Genomic DNA, 16,766 nt, shown 5'->3' with positions numbered 1-16,766 from the left:
GCTTCGCAGTGAGAACGGCAACGAACGCGCTCCGCGACGCCACATCCTGAGCCTGAGTTGATATGAGCGGTCTGCCGCCCGTGCTATAATTGGGCGGCATAGTTCGGGCGCGTAGCTCAGTTGGTCAGAGCGCACGGTTCACATCCGTGAGGTCACTGGTTCGAGCCCAGTCGTGCCCACTTCGGCGGCCGCGAAAGCGGCCGCTCGCTGTATCTTCTGGCAGCCTCGCGATGTCGGGGTGGGAGGTGCAATCATCATGGCAATCGATGAGCGAGTGAAGCTGACGCCAACTGGTCAAACCGAGCTTCAAGCCGAGCACGCACTCTTGCGGGACGTGAAGCGTCATCAGCTTTTGGCGCGTATTCAGGAGCTGTCGTCGGATGGCGATGTATCCGACAACAGCGAATATGAAGACGTCAAGGAAGAGCTCGTGCAGCTTGAATCCCGCATTCGAGAGATCGAGCAGGTGTTGGCAACAGCCGAGATCGTCGCGGGCGGCGATGCCTCCGGCGCGATCAGTTTCGGCTCGGTCGTGACACTGGTGGACGACGAGAACGTTGAAGAGACATGGACGATTGTCGGTCCGCAAGAAGCCAACCCGCGAGTCGGCAAGATCTCGGATGTCTCGCCGGTGGGGGCGGCGCTGCTTGGTAAACGCGCTGGAGAGAGTGTAACTGTCACCGCGCCCGGTGGTGAAACGACGTACCACATCAAGCACGTGCAATAGCGCACTCCAGCACACGCAATCTGGATGGGTATCGACCGCGGGCAGCAGACGGCGCGCGGTCGTTTTCTTGTGAGCCGTTCGTAGAACTCGGTGGAGGGGGAAGCAATCTATGGAAATGAGCGAACAACAGCAGGTCCGCCTGGCGAAGGTGGATGCCATGCGCGGGCAGGGCATCGAGCCATATCCGACGCGATCGTCGAGGACGCACAACGCAGCAGAAGCGGTCGCGCGTTATGAGGCTGGAGAAGCATCCTGGGCTGAAGGGCGTGACCCGGAGAAGGTGACCGTGGCTGGCCGCGTGATGTCGTTTCGGCAAATGGGCAAGGCGACGTTCGCCCACATTGAAGACGGTCACGGTCGGATTCAGATCTATCTGCGCGCCAACATCATCGGGGCGGATGCGTACGAGCAGTTCATTCGGATGGTTGACCTCGGCGACTTCGTCGAGGCTGAAGGCACGCTGTTTCGGACTCGCACTGGTGAAGTCACCGTCGAGGCGGCTCGATGGGTGATGTTGTCGAAGGCTGTCACCCCGCCGCCGGAAAAGTGGCACGGCTTGACGGACGTTGAGCTGCGCTATCGGCAGCGCTCAGCCGATCTGTTCTCCAACCCGGAGGTGCGTGACATCTTTGTCACGCGTGCGAGGATTATCACCACGCTCCGCCATTTCCTTGACGGTGAGGGCTTCCTTGAAGTTGAAACGCCGACGCTGCAACCTGTCTATGGCGGCGCGCATGCGCGACCGTTCACCACGCATCACAACGCGCTCGATCAGACGCTGTACCTGCGCATCGCCGATGAGCTCTATCTCAAGCGGTTGATCGTTGGCGGATTCGAGCGCGTCTATGAAATCTGCAAGGACTTCCGCAACGAGGGCGTCGACACACGCCACAACCCGGAGTTCACCCAGCTTGAGTTCTACATGGCCTACGCGGACTACCACGATGTGATGGACATGGTTGAGCGCATGCTCTCAACGGTCGTGCATGAGGTGTTTGGCGGGCCGCGATTTACCTACGCCGGACATGACATTGATGTCACAACGCCGTGGCGCAGATTGCGGATGGCCGACGCGATTTACGAAGCGACCGGCATTGATTACGAGACTGTCCGGGATCAGCGCGAGCTGTACGAACTGGCAAAGGCCAAGGGCGCCGATGTCGAGCCGACAACGGTCTGGCCCCGCATCGTTGACGAACTGATGAAGACGTTCGTGCGACCGACGCTCATTCAGCCGACGTTCCTGATCGACTACCCGGTTGAGCTTTCGCCGCTAGCCAAGCGCTCAGCCGAATCGGACAACACTGTCGAACGATTCCAGACGTTTATTGGTGGGCTTGAGCTGTGCAATGCCTACTCGGAGCTCAACGATCCGATCGACCAGATGAACCGATTCCTGGAGCAGGCAGCGGACCGCGCGCAAGGCGACGACGAGGCGATGCCGATCGACGAGGACTACGTGCAATCGCTGATGTACGGCATGCCACCGACAGGCGGATTCGGGATCGGTATTGACCGGCTGACGATGCTGCTCACCGATCAGCAGTCGATTCGTGAAGTCATTCTGTTTCCGTTGTTGCGGACAGCAGGGTCTGCATCGGAATCCGGCGAGGATAGCGAATAGTCGACTGCGATTCTGTGAGGTTGGCAGGGTGACGCAGATGCAGTTCCGGATCGGTCGTTGCGACCGGACTCAACTGGTCTGTGAAATGGCAAACATAGCCTGAGGCCTATGCTATACTGCGCCACAGGTTCCCCCCAGTGGATTTGGTCGAGTGCCGGCCACTCGGGAGACGACATTGCCCGAACGCCAGGCTTTCGCTCATCGTTGCACAGCGCCCCGCTCCACGAAGCCGCAAGATCGGGTAACATGTCACGTCGCAGGCATGATCGTCGACAATGGGGTGTCGGCGACCGTTGTCTCACGCCAGGATCCGGGTTAATTGGTTGGTGCCGCGATAGCGCGGCCTGAGATGAGGGGAACGATGCGACGAGAGCAAACGATCGCCGATCGTATCACCGGTAGCGCCCTGTGGCGTTCGATCGTGCGACATGGGTATCCCGACACACAGCGTAACCAGGCGCTGATCATCGCATCGAACGTCTTCCTCCACCTGCACCCGGTGAAGATCAAACGGTACGCGACGAAAGTCACGTATACGTTCTGTCTTGGCGGACTCTCATTCTTCATGTTCCTGATCCTGGTGATGACCGGCGTTCTGCTGATGTTCTATTACGTGCCATCGACCGATCAGGCGTGGCAGAACATGCAGGACATCGAAGCGTCGGTGACCTTCGGCCAGCTCATGCGTAACATGCACCGCTACGCCGCACACGGCATGGTTATCGCGGTGTTCCTGCATATGTGCCGCGTGTTCTACACGGGCTCGTACAAGCCACCGCGCGAGTTCAACTGGGTCGTTGGCGTTGTCCTGCTCTTCCTGACATTCCTGCTTTCGTTCACTGGCTATCTGCTGCCGTGGGACCAGCTCGCTTTCTGGGCCATCACCGTCGGCACCAACATGGCCAAGGCAGCGCCGCTCATTGGGCCAAAGGTTCAGTTCCTCCTTGTCGGCGACCTGGAGATTGGCCAAAGTACGCTGATTCGGTTCTACACGCTTCACGTGATATTCCTGCCACTCGCGGCAGCGGTTATGATGGCCGTCCACTTCTGGCGCATCCGCAAGGATGGCGGCATCTCCGGACCGCTGTAGACCGAGCGTGACGCAGAACGGCTGACGGGGGCGAAGAAGGGGTAGCACCAGTGGCAGAGGTTGCACGGTCCGGCGCAGCGGCGCCGAGTATCAGCGAAGAGAAGCGTCAACGCTTGCTTGAGCTCGTTCGCGGGCGAACAGCGGCGCGTCCGACGGACCTCGCAGAAGACGAGGTCATGGTTTGGCCAACTCTGGTAGTGGTCGAGGCGCTCAGTGCGGTCATCTTCCTCTTCCTGCTCCTGGGGTTGTCATTCATCGCCAACCCGCCGCTCGTTGAGCGAGCCAATGCGACGGTAACGCCAAACCCGGCGAAGGCACCGTGGTACTTCCTGAACCTGCAGGAGCTGCTTCTGCACATGCACCCGGCGCTGGCCGGTGTGATCGTGCCGACAGTTGCCCTGGTACTGATCGCAGCCGTCCCGTTCTTCGATCGCTCGCCGCTCGGTGTGGGCATTCTGTTCACATCGGACAAGGGCAAGAAGATCGTCTGGTTCTCAGCGATCTTCACCGTGGTCGTTGAGTTCGGCCTGATCATGTTCGACAACTACATCGGCGTGACGAAGTCGCTGCAGGGCAAGGTCGCTGAGGTCGTCTACGAGCAGATCATCCCGGTCGCAATCATGGTCGGTTTCAGCCTGATACTTATTGCGCTGCTGAAGATCATCTATCGACCAACGCGCAGAGAGCTCTTCATAGGGTTGTTCACCGGGTTCGTCGTCTCGTATTTCTTCCTGACGATCATCGGTACGTTCTTCCGCGGCTACGGCATGGAGCTGATGCTGTACTGGCCATGGGTGGACCTGCAGCACGCGGCTCACTAAGTACTCAGTTTTGTGAAGAGCGCGTCGGTTGAGACGCGCACCGAGGAGTAAAGGACTCTCGATGCTAGCGCTGTTGCGAACGATCACGGGCTTGGTGCTTGTGCCAATTATCTCGGGGATAGCGGCCTTGCTGAGCCGATTCCACGAGACGGTAGGCTCGCGGCGTGTATCCCGGCGCTCGTTCCTGCGAAACACAGTGCTGGGCAGTGTCGGCATTGTTCTGCTGGAGCTCGCTGGTGGCTTCGTGTACTTCTTCTGGCCGAACAAGACCGGTGCGTTTGGTAAGCCGATCAACGTCCCGATCGCATCTGTGCCGGCTGTTGGCGCAGAACCGCTGGTCAACCGTGATGGCAAGTTCTATATCATCAACAATGAGGACGGCGTCCTCGCGCTGTACTGGAAGTGCGTCCACCTCGGTTGCACGGTGCCGTGGAATTCGGGCGAAGGCGACTTTCACTGCCCTTGCCACGGATCGGTCTACGATCGACATGGCAACCGCATTGCGGGCCCTGCGCCGCGCGCAATGGACTTGATGCCAATCACAATTGAAGGTAGCAACCTGGTAGTGGATACGAACCCTGACAGCATCATTGAGCGTCAGGAATTCGAGCCAGACCAGGCCACTCAGCTCCCGGGCTAGTGCATATGGTCGGGGTTGAGATCATCGGTGTTCGAACCGCCTGTTCGTCGGTGGTGAAGGTAGAGAGAGACTAACGCGAGTGGGATCGTCTCAACGTGAAGCGACATTCGTCGCAATTGGACTGGTCGTCATTGCGTCGCTGGTCGTCATCTACCTGTTCAACGAACCACACCGGCGAGATTCCGCGGAGGCGGAGAAGTTGACCGAATCGGTCGACCGAGGTATGGCGCTGTACTCGCAGTTTTGCGTTGAGTGCCACGGCCCGGATGGCAGTGCCCAGGGTCGACGCGGTATTCCGCTGAATGTCGCTGCCAACCAGGCATCTGGCCCAGATTGGGAACAGCGTGAGCCGGTTCTGCGCCAGACGATCGAGCGCGGCGGCCCGACACTTATGCCGGCCTGGGGTGAAGCCGACGGCGGCCCGCTGACCGATCAGCAGGTGACCGACGTGCTGAACATGATCCATAACGGCGACTGGACTGAGATCAACGATTACATCGTCCACCAGTACGGTGGCACCGCGCCAACCCCGCCACCAGTGCCGACTCCGACACCTGGCGCTGAGATCACCGATCCTGTCGCGCTCCAGGGGCAGCAACTCTATCAGACTAACTGCGCTGCCTGCCACACGATCGATGGCTCTGCGGCAACGGGTCCGTCGTGGCAAGGACTCTACGGTCACGAGGTCACGCTTGAAGACGGCTCGACGGTCACGGCAGACGACGCGTACATTCACGAGTCGATCGTTGACCCAGGGGCGAAGGTTGTGCAGGGCTTCCCGCCAGTCATGCCAGTGATTCCGCTGAGCGATGACGATATTAACGCGATCATCGCCTACATTAAGACGCTTGAGTAACAGACTCTGTACGGGAACTAAGGGGGCAAACGATGTTGTTCCGCGCGACTGAAACCATGGAGCTGTTGCTCGTCTTCCCGCTGATGATCATTGGCATCCTGCTGACACACCTGGTGCAGCGTTGGGCCGACCGGAGCGCCGAAGAAGAGTAGTCGTCACCGGCTCGGGTGGCTGCAATCCAGAGACATGAAGAAGCGACCGCCCATTAGTGGGCGGTCGCTGCCGCTCTCAGGATCAGGCCGAAGGCTGCCAGCGCTGCGATTGCCAGCGTGACCGTCTCGCGGCGGGAGTCGCCGCGTGTGGCCCACGCATAGCCGAAGCCGGTGAAGACGACCAGGCTGACCCCGTACAGGTAGTGGAAGCTCTGACCTGGTCGATGATCCTCAAGCAGCATCACAATACCGACGATGCCCTGCAGGACCGCCGTGCCGATCATCAGCACGTAGGTTGATCGGTACGAGCCGTCGATCGGCCGCCCAGTGGCGAGTAAGAAAAACGCCCAGGCTGTCAATCCACCGGAAAGCAGCATGAGCGTCGTATAGAGCGCACTGTGCAGAGCGATCATGGAACTCCTGTACCCTTACTCAGACACAACCTGACGCGACCCATGATCGGCTCAGCCGGCAGGGAACGCGGCCCGGTAGTGTATGCAAAACCTCGAAGCAGGCCATTGGCAAGTATCCAGCATTCGGGATGGATTAGCACGAGACATGGCGAAACGAACTTACCTCTGGTGTGACCGCTGCAAGCGATCGTACGACTATCCGGACGCGCCGGGCGGCCTGTGCCCCGTCTGTGGCGCAGAGATGCGCGAGCTCGGCTGGATGTCGGCGTTCGTGCGCGGCTTTCTGGCGCAGGAGCTCAGCACGTCTGGAATCGCAGCGCGCCATCGCCAGATGATTCGGCAGATCTGGACGGCGAACGGCATGGGCGAGCGCTATTACAAAGTGCTTGGCCCGCCAGTCACGTACGCCAAGTTCGAGGCGCGGGTGACTGAGTTTGTTTGCGTGGCAGCAGCAGAAGGCTGGGTGCGCTTCTCGATCCCGGCGAGTCCCGTTGGCATCGACGACAGCGCGTACCAGATGGAGATCGACGACGAAGACCGCTTCATCACCGAGCTAGCCGAGATCTTTCGCGTTGACACGGATCTCTTGGAGGAACAAGGCTGACGAACGGGCGGCTAACTGCCGGTGTCTGTGTGTTCACTGTGGGCATGTAGCTCGGTGCCGCTGTGTGCTTCTTCGGTCAGGCGATTGTAGACGTAGACGAACACATCGCGACCGATTGCTGCAAGCGGAACAATCGCAACCACCCCAAGGATGCCGAACAACGTACCGCCGACCACGAGGAGCACCATGATGATCGCTGGATTCAGGTCGACAGCGTCGCCCTGGATCTTCGGAACCAGGAACGTGTTCTCCAGCTGCTGAATCGCCAGAAACAGGATCGCGACAATCCAGATTTTGGACGGATCGGTTGCCAGCACAACGATCGCGGCGGCGATGAACGACAGCCAGGGGCCCAGGATCGGCACCATCTCAAAGATGCCGGCGACGATGGCCAGCGGCGCAGCGTAGGCAATGTCGAGAATGTACAAGCCGATTAGCGTTACGACACCGACGACGAATCCAAGAATCAACTGCCCTCGAATATACGACCCCAGGACTTTGTCCACGATGCCAACGATGTTGCGGACATCATGCTCGATCGGCTTTGGCCAGATCCGGTAGAAGAAGTCGAACGCTTTGCCCTGGTCCTTGAGCAGGTAGAAGATCCAGAGCGGAAGCAGCGCAAGGCTAGCCATCAATCCGATTGCGCGCTGGACGGTTCCAACGGTCGCAAGCAGAGTTGTGCGAACTGCGGCGGTCAGGACGGTCGTCGCCTCGTCGAGGTTTGCTTCGATGCGCTTGCGAATATCTGGGGGGACTGTATCGACGTACCAGTCGTTCCAGGCCTTGAACTCAGTGCGTGCGGTATCGGTGTAGGCGGGCATGTTTTCGATTAGATCGACCGTCTCCTGGGCGACCTGGTTACCAAACGTGTACATTGCCATGCCGGCAATGGCGATAGCGACTCCGTAGACAACGACGACCGCCAGGGTGCGTCGAATCTTCTTCAGGATTCCGACCGCAGGAATCAAGCGCTGCACGCGATTGACGATCGGTTCGAGCAGGTAGGCGATGGTCAGGCCGATGACAAATGGGAAGAGCGCGTCTCGAGCGATCCAGACAGTCCAGGTGAGTGCGATGACTGTACCGACGACCAGCCAGAGTCGATAGCGCCGCATCTGTTCTCGATATGCCGGTGATGTCATGCGCCACCCTTCGACATCCGTCTGTTCGACCTGACAAGAGCACCAGCGCAATGCCACGTCATAGCATTAGCGCTGGTGCATCGTGGACGTGATACGTGCGACGCTAGCTCGTCAACGCTTGCGACTTGGCACGAACGAGGCCACCGAGAAGATCGGCAAATTCATTGACTGGCATTGCGCCGAGATTTTCGCCGGATCGCACCCGCACTGCAACAGCGTCGGCCTCGGCTTCCTTGTCGCCAACTACCAGCATGTACGGGATCTTCTGACCCTGCGCGACGCGGATCTTGTTCTGCATCCGGTCGCCGCCGGAATCGACCTCAACGCGGAAGCCGCTCTGCCGCAGCCTGTCAGCTACTTCCTGGGCGTAGTCAGCATGGCGATCGGCGATTGGGATGATGACTGCCTGGGTCGGTGCGAGCCAGGCTGGGAATGCCCCGCCGAAGTGCTCGATCATGACGCCCATGAAGCGCTCCGTCGTGCCTGTCACAGCGCGATGGATTACGACCGGCGTATGCTCGTGGCCATCTTCGCCGATGTACTTGCAGCCGAGCCGCTCCGGCTGAATGAAGTCGACCTGGATCGTTGAGAGCTGCCATTCGCGCCCCAACGCGTCCTTGGCCATGAAGTCAGCCTTGGGGCCGTAGAATGCCGCCTCACCCTCGACCGGCTCGTAAGCCACACCCTTGGCGTCCATCGCCGCCCGCAGCGTGTTTTCGGCGCGCTGCCACTTGTCGTCGTCAGCGACGTACTTGCCCTCGTCACCGCGGAGCGACAGACGGATGCGATAGTCTGTCATGCCATACGTCGCCAGGATCTCGGAGATCAGATCCAGCGCCCGACCGAACTCGGCACCGACCTGATCCGGTGTGCAGAAAATATGGCAGTCGTCCTGCGTCAGTGCGCGAACACGTGTCAGTCCGCTGAGCTCGCCGGACTTCTCGTAGCGATAGAGCGTGGCGAACTCGGCATAGCGCAGCGGTAGCTCGCGGTACGAGTGCAGGTGCTGATTGAACAGCGTCATGTGCGACGGACAGTTCATCGGCTTTAGCCGGAACGTCTGTCCTTCATCCTCCATCGGCGGAAACATGACGTCGTGGTAGTGCTCCAGGTGGCCCGACCGCTCGTAGAGATCCTGCTTGACGACGTGGCCCGTCCAGACGTGCTGGTAGCCGTAACGCGTCTGCACCTCGCGGACGTAGCTCTCCATAAGGTGGCGCAGCATTTCCCCTTTGGGGAAGAAGATCGGAATGCCGGCCCCAATGTCCTCGGAGATCGTGAACAGGCTCAACTCGCGACCGAGCTTGCGGTGATCACGCTTGCGCGCTTCCTCCTGCTGCTCCAGATAGGCGTCGAGGTCTTCCTGCGTCTTGAAAGCCGTACCATAGACGCGCTGGAGCATCGGTCGTGTTTCGTCGCCGCGCCAGTATGCGCCAGCGACGCTGAGCAGCTTCAGCGCGCCGATCTTGCCCGTGCTCTCGACGTGCGGTCCGCGACACAGGTCGACGAACGGTCCGTTTGTGTACGTCGAGATGACCTCGCCCTCGGGCAGGTCGCGAATCAGCTCCAGCTTGTAGGGCTGATCGGCAAACAGCTTGAGTGCTTCGTCACGCTCGATCTCGGCTCGTTCGAACTTCTCGGGTCGCTTGATGTGCCGCTTCATGCGGCGCTCGATGTCGTTGAGGTCGTCGGGCGTCAGCGAACGTGGCAGGTCGAAATCGTAGTAGAAGCCGTTGTCGATTGCCGGGCCGATGGCGAGCTTCGCGTCCGGGAAGACTTCGAGTACGGCCTCAGCGAGCACGTGTGCTGCGGAGTGGCGCATCCTCGCGAGATCGAGCTCTTCCTGGTTAGCAACGGGTGCCTGAATATCAACGTCGATGGCTGCTGAATCCGACATGGTAGTGATCCTTTCTGCAAATGGACGTGAAGAGCCGTTCGAAGTCAGCGGGTATCGGTTTCGTCGGTCATTGCGACCTCCAATCAGCGAGAACGCAAAAACGCCTGCCGTCCGCGAGGGACGACAGGCGCAGATTGCGACTGACGTGGTTCCACCCTGTTTCCGACGCAGTGCGTCGCTCAGGTTGCCTGGTAACGCTGGCTGGCGGGGCGGCCTACGGCGTGCCGTTCGGTGCCCGGCTCGCGGGTGGTTTTCCCGAACTGTAACCCGGTGGGACTTTCAGCCTCTGATCCCACGTCTCTGATGGTCGAGTGTTCGGTACTCGTCCCGGTCATCGCCTGTCCTGGGGAACTGGTGGGCGGTACTGGACTCGAACAGTGACCTCTACGATGTCAACGTAGCGCTCTAACCAGCTGAGCTAACCGCCCGCGTCGGAAATCATAGCACGGCGCGCGAGACGTCACAATGAATCGCGTCGCCCGATGTTTACTGCTGCGCTTCCCACTCGCGGAACAGGCGCTCAGCGAGCCGATCTGCAAGCTGAATTGCAACATAGATCGGTTGATAGATTGCAGCGGCTACTTCGTGTGGACCAACCTGTCCAAGTGCTGCGCGCTTCCGTCGTTGCCGCGTCGCATCGTCGAACTGCTCGACAGCCGCCGTGACCCAGTCCATCTCGTCCTCGAGCAGGAGGTTGCGATGGCGTTCAGACGCGTCAATGAGTTGTCGTGACACGGCGCTGGCGACCGATTCGAAGCGCTGGAATGCCCCAGCGTCATGTTCGGCGAAGATCGGATCGACCCGCGATTTCCAACGATTGCGTTGCAGGAGGTTGACGGCAAACCGAGTTGTTGCACCACCGTCAGCAGCGACCGGGTTGCCGAAGCTGTACCGGATGGGAAGGTCTGCATCGGAGCGCGCGTCCCAGTCTGCGAGCCACTCCGGCTTCATCGCGGCGGCGGCTTCGTAAACGGATGCGAGCGAGCTGAATAGTTCGGCGAAGGCATCATCGCGTGTGATCTTCGGCCGCGATCTGCGGAAGCCGAACGTCGGTGCCAACAGCACGGACGGCAGCGCGATGATGCGCAGGCATCTCGTGACTGACAGCCCGAATCCTGCAACGCGGTTTTCTCTGGACTTCGACATGGTGACCATTCTTCATGCGTCGAGTACCGCCTCAGCTGCAAGTAGCAGCAGGCTGGTCGTTGGGCGATCGCCGGCGTGACGACCGAGGTAACGATAGCGAACCCGTCCGGATCCGTCGACAACGAACATCGCTGGCACTGCCGTTGGTCGCGAGAGCTCTTCCACATCCAGCAGCCCGTTGGCGATAATCCATGCTGCGTCAGGATCCCGGAGGACCTCGATTTCTGGAACTGTCGCAGCAGCTGCGCGCGCACAACCTTCTGCAGTGTCGGCACTTACCGAGACGAGGCGCACGCCGAGAACGCGCAGGTCGTCTGAAATGGCGTTGAGACGCTCAAGCTGCTCGCGACAATGCGAGCACCAATAGCCGCGATCAATCATCAGGATCAGCGGTCCGCTTTCCAGCGTGACGCTTGCGCCGTCGCTGGTCGCGAATGTTGCCGGTAAAAGCGCGCTGCCGATGGCAGGGGGAGTCGACATTCGTCAGTGTCCCAGGTAGCGCACCGATTCTGACCGAGGGTGCCAGGTCAGTTGCCAGTTCCCAAAGCGAGCAAGGAGTTCGCGTGCCTCGGCATGGAGGGGGCGCAAACCCTCGTTCTTGACCTTCCAGCGGCCAGACACCTGCTCGACAACCAGCTTCGAATCGCTGCGCACGTCGATCGAAAGCGAACCGGGCGCTTGCCCTGTGATCTGAGCTTCGTTGAGGATGAAGCGCAGCCCCTCAATCATGGTCATGTACTCGGCCTCGTTATTCGTTCGACGACCTGCGTACTCACGACGCTCGGGTACAGCAGTCTGCACCGCGCCTCGGGCAATGAACGAACCATAGCCCTTGCCGGGATTGCCGAGCGAGCCGCCATCGAAGATGAGTGAGACGTTCGCCGACAACAACGAAGCCTGCCGGGGTGATGTTCCGCGTGCATTCGCGGTCATGAAGTCCCTTTCACAAACAGATCGGCCCTGGCCTGCCTGACCAGAGCCGATCTGCAGCCTGACTCATACCCTATCAGGATTGCGCTTCAAGGCGAGCCTTGTGCGCGGCAACGATCGACGGAGTGAGGTGAGCCGGTACCTGCTGGTAGTGAGCAAACTCGACGTGGAACGTGCCTCGTCCCTGGGTGATCGAGCGCAGATCGGTCGCGTAGCGCTGCACCTCGGCTGCCGGCACTTCGGCCTCGATTGTCGTCATCCCGCCGTCGCCTGGCGTCATACCGGTAACGTGTCCGCGCTTGGTTGTGAGGTCGCTCATGACGTCGCCGGTGTAACTCTCAGGGATCGTCACCTCCAGCTTGACGACCGGCTCCAACAGAACCGGGTCCGCAGACTCGGTCGCCTTCTTGAACGCTTGCGATGCCGCGAGCTTGAAGGCCATCTCGGACGAATCCACCGCGTGGTACGAGCCGTCGGTCAGCGTGACTTTCACGTTCACGACCGGGAATCCGGCCAGGATGCCATCATCCAGCGCTTCGCGAATGCCCTTCTCTACGGCCGGGATGTATTGCCGCGGAACCGAGCCGCCAAAGATCGACTCGGCGAACTCGAAGTCGCCCTCGGAGGGGCTCACGTCGATGAAGACGTGGCCATACTGCCCGTGCCCGCCCGTCTGCTTCTTGTGCTTGTATTCGACATGCGACACCGCGCGCTGAATCGTTTCGCGGTATGGCACGGTTGGCAGGCCGATATCGACGTTCACGCCGAACTTGCGCGACATGCGCTCCAGGACGATCTGGACGTGGCTCTCGCCGAGCCCGCTGACGAGCGTCTCGCCCGTCTGTGGGTCGCGTCCGAGATGGATAGTCGGGTCCTCTTCACCGAGTCGCTGGAGCGACGAACCCATCTTGTCAAGGTCAGACTTTGATCGCGGCGTCACGGCGGCGGTGAACAGCGCATCCGGGTACTTGATGCCGTCGATCGTCACTTTGCGCGAGGCAGCACACAGCGTATCACCAGTGCTGGTTTCGGCCAGCTTGGCGACTGCGCCGATGTCGCCGCAGGTGATCTCTTCGACGGGCACCTGCTCCTTGCCGCGCACGAGATAGAGCTGGCCGACGCGCTCGTCGCGGTCGCGGGTTGTGTTCCACAGGTGCGAATCTGACTTGAGCGAACCGGAGTAGACGCGGAAGTAGGTGAGACGTCCGACGAACGGGTCGGCCATCGTCTTCCAGACCAGGGCGGCGGCCGGTTCGTCCGCAGATGGGGTCAGCGTGATGGCGGTGCCATCGGCGATGTGCGCGGTCTCGGCCGATGGTGCGGCCGCGAAATCGACCAGCGCATCGAGTACGGCCGAGACACCCCTGTTGGTCGTTGCGGCAGATGCCAGTACCGGGACGATCTCACAACGCGCCACAGACGCCCGTAACCCGACCGCCAGCTCGTCCGCTGACAAGTCTTCGTCTTCGAGGTATCGCAGCATCAGATCTTCATCGTTCTCGGCGATCTTCTCGACCAGCTCCAGCCTGAAGGTTTCGACAGCGTCCAGCATGTCCGCAGGGACATCGCCGATCGTCGTTTCGCCCGAGGTGCCGTCGCCGAAGTAGATGGCCTGCATCCGGAGGAGATCGACAACACCGCTGAACGACGACTCGCTGCCAATCGGAATGGTGAGGGGCACGACGGCCGGGCCGAGTATCGATTGCGCCGATTGCAGCGCCGTGGCGTAGTCAGCGTTTTCGCGATCCATCTTGTTGATGACAAGGATCGTCGGCAAGGCGCGCTCGCTCGCAAAGCGCCAGGCGTATTCAGTGCCGACTTCTACGCCGGCGGAAGCATCGAGCAGAATCAGCGCCGTGTCGGCGATGCGGATGGCGGACTTGACTTCGCCCATGAAGTCCGCGTAGCCGGGGGCATCCAGGATATTGATTTTGTGGTCGTTCCACTCAACGGGGGCGACGCTGGTACCGATAGAGATCGTGCGCTTGATCTCGTCAGGGTCCCAGTCGGAGACTGTGTTGCCGTCTTCGATGCGGCCGAGTCGATTGATAGCTTTACTCGCAAAGAGCATCGCTTCTGTCATTGACGTCTTGCCGGCACCGCCGTGGCCAAAGATCCCGATGTTTCTGATGCGTTCGACGGGGTACGTCTTCACAGCCTGCCTCCCGTTCTCTGTCGCGAGCCTCGGGGAGATCTCTGCGCTGGAGCCCGCCTTGAGCAGGCTCAGCGGGATCGTGAGTGAAGCTCACATCTGGATATGTTGTGCTCGCCCCGGTATCTCCGGGGTTCGCTAGCAACCGCATGCCTCGGGCGCACGGCTATTATACCGACGCCGGTATTCGGTGGATCGGAGGATGAGCAGGAGATGGCAGAAATCGAACGCGAATCGTTGCAGGGAGCGCTCAGCGATCTGCTGGGCGAGTTGGCTGGGCTTGATGGCGTGGCAGGCCATGAGCACGCGGTCGTTGCTCGGCTGGTGGAACTCTTCGAACCGCACAGCCAGGACGTGTATGTTGATTCATATGGCAACCTCTTCGCCAGGATCAACGCCGAGGGTTCTGGGCCGACGCTGATGATCTCGGCGCACTCGGACGAAATCGGGGCGCTAGTGAAGTCCATCGAACCGGGCGGCATGATCCGGATCGAGCGCGTCGGCGGCCTGATCGAAACGCTAGCAATCGGACGCCATGTTCACATACGGGGCTATCGCGGGGTTATCGGCGTCAAGGCCGGACACATCCAGACGCCGGAGGAGCGTGGGCGCGCGCCAGGATTTCGCGAGCTGTACGTCGATATGGGCTTCGACAGCGCTGAGGAAGTTGAGGCGCTTGGCATTCGTGTCGGCGACGCCGTGTCATATGACGAGCCGATGCAGCAACTGGCGAACCCACTGCGTGTGTCCGGCAAGGCGCTCGACAATCGCGTTTCGTGTGCCGTGCTCGTCAAGCTCGCCGAGCGGTTAAAGGACGTTGACCTCGGCTGCACACTCTACTGTGTTGTGACTGTGCAGGAGGAGGTCGGGCTTCGCGGGGCGCGGATGGCTGCGCATCGACTCAGCCCCGACGCCGCGATTGTTGTTGATACTGTCCCGTCTGGCGGCACGCCGGATGTTGATGTGCATCGCGATCTGCGGATGCGGATCGGCAACGGTCCGGTGCTGGCACTGGCCAGCTCGGGTGGGTCGGCCGGGCATCTGATCAATCCTGCGATGCGCGATTTCTTGCGCGAGGTCGCTGTCGACGCCGGCATCAGCATGCAGGAGTCGCTGTTCTACGGCGGCACGTCGGATGCATCGGCAGTCCTGCTCGTGCGCGACGGCATTCCGACGGGTGTGATCAACATCGCCCGCCGCTATTCGCACTCGCCGGTCGAGACGCTGGATATCAATGACGCTGTCGACACGCTGTTGCTGATGGACGCTGCCGCTCGCGCATTCAGTGCCGATGTCGACTTGAGCTTCCTTGGATCAGCTCGCGGCTGATGCGCGGTTGGCTCGATCCCAGACGAGCTTTAGACCTTCGAGGGTGAGTTCCGGGATGTACTGGCTGATTCGGGGGCAGTGTTCAAGGAATACGCCTCCGAATCCGCCGGTCGAGATGACGGTCGTCGGCTCGCCGATCTCGGCATCGATCCGCGCGATCAGTCCTTCGATCAGTCCGGCATAGCCGTACATGATGCCGGACTGCATCGCGCTGATGGTGTTGTGGCCGACGACGCGATCCGGAAAGACCAGCTCGACGCTGCTCAGACGCGCAGCCTTGGCAACGAGGGCGTCGTGGGCGGCGCGCAGGTCTGGTGCGATCGCGCCGCCGATGAACCGACCATCGCGCGTGACGACGTTCAGTGTCGTCGCCGAGCCGAAGTCGAGGACGAGCAGCGGTCCACCGAACATGCTGAAGGCGGCGGCGGCATCGACCAGGCGGTCCGGGCCAACCTCATGAGGATTGTCGACGTCGACTTTGATTCCGAGATCAGTTGTTGAGCCAACCACGATTGGCTCAATGCCGACCCGCTCACGGACCATCGTGGAGATCCACGGCGTGACGGTCGGGACGCTGCTGCTGATGACTGCGCCGGTGATGGCGTTGAGCGGGACGTTGTCAGCATTTGCGAGCGTTGTGACGACGACCCACCACTCGTCCGGCATGCTCGTGCGATTTGTCGCGACGCGCCAGTGAGCGACCAGCTCCCGTTCGCGAACGACGCCGAGCTTGACATTGGTGTTCCCGATATCGACCAGGAGCAGCACGACATTCCCTTTCGACTCAGGCGGCGAGTGCCGACCGGATTTCCTGCATGACGTACGCGTCCGTCTCGCGGAGCTCGGCGTGTCGCAGCAACTCGCGGCTACCACCCTCGGTCAGGTGATTCAGTGCCCAGGCTGCGTGGCCGCGTGCGATGGGCTCGTCGTGCTCATGCAGCATGCGCGTCAGGATCGGCTCGGCGCGCGGGTCAGCGCTATTGCCGAGTGCAATGGCTGCGTTGCGTGCCATCCCCGCTCGCTTGGCGCGAATGATCGCTGTGCCACTGTACGTCTCGTAGAACTCCGCCTGCGTCATCGTGACGAGGCGTTCCAGTGACGGGAACGCATTCTCGACTGAGGCCGGAGCGAAATCGGGGTCGTGGACCGGCTGAGCCGCCAACGTGTATGGGCAGACGTCCTGACAGACATCACAACCGAAGACGCGGTTGCCCATCCGCGCACGAAGCTCGACCGGAAT

At 60.8% G+C, this 16,766-nt stretch carries 17 protein-coding genes and 2 tRNA genes; 9 read left to right on the top strand and 10 right to left on the bottom strand.

The window, feature by feature from the left end:
- Positions 1–105: 105 nt before the first annotated feature.
- The 7 genes from M9890_12270 to M9890_12240 all read left to right on the top strand — a co-directional run bounded on the left by M9890_12270 (position 106) and on the right by M9890_12240 (position 5,758).
- Positions 106–179 (top strand) — tRNA-Val (locus tag M9890_12270).
- A gap of 77 nt (positions 180–256) precedes the next feature.
- A complete protein-coding gene (locus M9890_12265) occupies positions 257–727 on the top strand; it encodes a transcription elongation factor GreA (protein MCO5177725.1) in 471 nt (156 codons plus the stop codon).
- Positions 728–842: 115 nt separating this feature from the next.
- Entirely contained in the window at positions 843–2,351 is a 1,509-nt protein-coding gene (lysS, locus tag M9890_12260; GenBank protein MCO5177724.1) for a lysine--tRNA ligase, read from the top strand.
- 361 nt (positions 2,352–2,712) lie between these two features.
- On the top strand, positions 2,713–3,441 hold the full coding sequence (locus M9890_12255) for a cytochrome b N-terminal domain-containing protein (GenBank protein ID MCO5177723.1): 729 nt from the start codon (positions 2,713–2,715) through the stop codon (positions 3,439–3,441).
- Between the two features lie 50 nt (positions 3,442–3,491).
- Positions 3,492–4,262, top strand: a complete 771-nt coding sequence (locus tag M9890_12250; protein ID MCO5177722.1) for a hypothetical protein — start codon at positions 3,492–3,494, stop codon at positions 4,260–4,262.
- A 61-nt stretch (positions 4,263–4,323) separates the two neighbouring features.
- The gene (locus tag M9890_12245; GenBank protein MCO5177721.1) at positions 4,324–4,902 is read left to right on the top strand and encodes a Rieske 2Fe-2S domain-containing protein; all 579 of its coding nucleotides are present in this window, start codon (positions 4,324–4,326) and stop codon (positions 4,900–4,902) included.
- Positions 4,903–4,981: 79 nt separating this feature from the next.
- Positions 4,982–5,758: a c-type cytochrome gene (locus tag M9890_12240; GenBank protein ID MCO5177720.1), complete on the top strand. Its 777-nt coding sequence runs from the start codon at positions 4,982–4,984 to the stop codon at positions 5,756–5,758.
- Between the two features lie 205 nt (positions 5,759–5,963).
- Here M9890_12240 and M9890_12235 read toward each other — a convergent pair whose 3' ends face one another.
- A complete protein-coding gene (locus tag M9890_12235) occupies positions 5,964–6,323 on the bottom strand; it encodes a hypothetical protein (GenBank protein ID MCO5177719.1) in 360 nt (119 codons plus the stop codon).
- 145 nt (positions 6,324–6,468) lie between these two features.
- On the opposite strand from M9890_12235, the gene M9890_12230 reads away from it, so the two are divergent.
- Entirely contained in the window at positions 6,469–6,927 is a 459-nt protein-coding gene (locus M9890_12230; protein MCO5177718.1) for a hypothetical protein, read from the top strand.
- 11 nt (positions 6,928–6,938) lie between these two features.
- Here the strand turns inward: M9890_12230 and M9890_12225 are convergent, their stop codons facing one another.
- The 7 genes from M9890_12225 to fusA all read right to left on the bottom strand — a co-directional run bounded on the left by M9890_12225 (position 6,939) and on the right by fusA (position 14,200).
- Positions 6,939–8,072 (bottom strand): AI-2E family transporter, encoded by a 1,134-nt coding sequence (locus tag M9890_12225; GenBank protein MCO5177717.1) that lies wholly within the window; start codon positions 8,070–8,072, stop codon positions 6,939–6,941.
- Positions 8,073–8,175: 103 nt separating this feature from the next.
- Positions 8,176–9,969 carry a threonine--tRNA ligase gene (gene thrS / locus M9890_12220; protein MCO5177716.1) on the bottom strand — a complete coding sequence of 598 codons (1,794 nt, stop codon included), beginning with the start codon at positions 9,967–9,969 and terminating at the stop codon, positions 8,176–8,178.
- 352 nt (positions 9,970–10,321) lie between these two features.
- Positions 10,322–10,397, bottom strand: a tRNA-Val gene (locus M9890_12215).
- A 58-nt stretch (positions 10,398–10,455) separates the two neighbouring features.
- Entirely contained in the window at positions 10,456–11,115 is a 660-nt protein-coding gene (locus M9890_12210; protein MCO5177715.1) for a hypothetical protein, read from the bottom strand.
- 12 nt (positions 11,116–11,127) lie between these two features.
- Positions 11,128–11,595, bottom strand: a complete 468-nt coding sequence (locus M9890_12205) for a redoxin domain-containing protein (GenBank protein ID MCO5177714.1) — start codon at positions 11,593–11,595, stop codon at positions 11,128–11,130.
- Between the two features lie 3 nt (positions 11,596–11,598).
- Positions 11,599–12,048: a reverse transcriptase-like protein gene (locus M9890_12200; protein ID MCO5177713.1), complete on the bottom strand. Its 450-nt coding sequence runs from the start codon at positions 12,046–12,048 to the stop codon at positions 11,599–11,601.
- A 73-nt stretch (positions 12,049–12,121) separates the two neighbouring features.
- Positions 12,122–14,200, bottom strand: coding sequence for an elongation factor G (fusA, locus tag M9890_12195; protein MCO5177712.1), 2,079 nt, complete (start codon positions 14,198–14,200; stop codon positions 12,122–12,124).
- 210 nt (positions 14,201–14,410) lie between these two features.
- Between fusA and M9890_12190 the strand changes: the two genes are divergently transcribed.
- On the top strand, positions 14,411–15,526 hold the full coding sequence (locus tag M9890_12190; protein MCO5177711.1) for a M20/M25/M40 family metallo-hydrolase: 1,116 nt from the start codon (positions 14,411–14,413) through the stop codon (positions 15,524–15,526).
- Here the strand turns inward: M9890_12190 and M9890_12185 are convergent.
- Positions 15,512–16,294: a type III pantothenate kinase gene (locus M9890_12185; GenBank protein MCO5177710.1), complete on the bottom strand. Its 783-nt coding sequence runs from the start codon at positions 16,292–16,294 to the stop codon at positions 15,512–15,514. The two genes, M9890_12190 and M9890_12185, sit on opposite strands and share 15 nt — an antisense overlap.
- Positions 16,295–16,310: 16 nt before the next feature.
- Positions 16,311–16,766 (bottom strand): HEAT repeat domain-containing protein (locus tag M9890_12180; protein MCO5177709.1); only part of this gene is annotated, 456 nt, incomplete at its 5' end.

It is taken from the genome of Thermomicrobiales bacterium (assembly GCA_023954495.1).
Classification (GTDB): Bacteria; Chloroflexota; Chloroflexia; order Thermomicrobiales; family CFX8; genus JAMLIA01.
This window is presented reverse-complemented; position numbering and strand designations above follow the sequence as displayed.

Coding starts and splice junctions, on each gene's coding strand:
- M9890_12265 (MCO5177725.1), top strand. CDS start 257: ATGGCAATCGATGAGCGAGTGAAGCTGACGCCAACTGGTCAAACCGAG.
- lysS (MCO5177724.1), top strand. CDS start 843: ATGAGCGAACAACAGCAGGTCCGCCTGGCGAAGGTGGATGCCATGCGC.
- M9890_12255 (MCO5177723.1), top strand. CDS start 2,713: ATGCGACGAGAGCAAACGATCGCCGATCGTATCACCGGTAGCGCCCTG.
- M9890_12245 (MCO5177721.1), top strand. CDS start 4,324: ATGCTAGCGCTGTTGCGAACGATCACGGGCTTGGTGCTTGTGCCAATT.
- M9890_12235 (MCO5177719.1), bottom strand. CDS start 6,323: ATGATCGCTCTGCACAGTGCGCTCTATACGACGCTCATGCTGCTTTCC.
- M9890_12230 (MCO5177718.1), top strand. CDS start 6,469: ATGGCGAAACGAACTTACCTCTGGTGTGACCGCTGCAAGCGATCGTAC.
- M9890_12225 (MCO5177717.1), bottom strand. CDS start 8,072: ATGACATCACCGGCATATCGAGAACAGATGCGGCGCTATCGACTCTGG.
- thrS (MCO5177716.1), bottom strand. CDS start 9,969: ATGTCGGATTCAGCAGCCATCGACGTTGATATTCAGGCACCCGTTGCT.
- M9890_12210 (MCO5177715.1), bottom strand. CDS start 11,115: ATGTCGAAGTCCAGAGAAAACCGCGTTGCAGGATTCGGGCTGTCAGTC.
- M9890_12205 (MCO5177714.1), bottom strand. CDS start 11,595: ATGTCGACTCCCCCTGCCATCGGCAGCGCGCTTTTACCGGCAACATTC.
- M9890_12200 (MCO5177713.1), bottom strand. CDS start 12,048: ATGACCGCGAATGCACGCGGAACATCACCCCGGCAGGCTTCGTTGTTG.
- M9890_12190 (MCO5177711.1), top strand. CDS start 14,411: ATGGCAGAAATCGAACGCGAATCGTTGCAGGGAGCGCTCAGCGATCTG.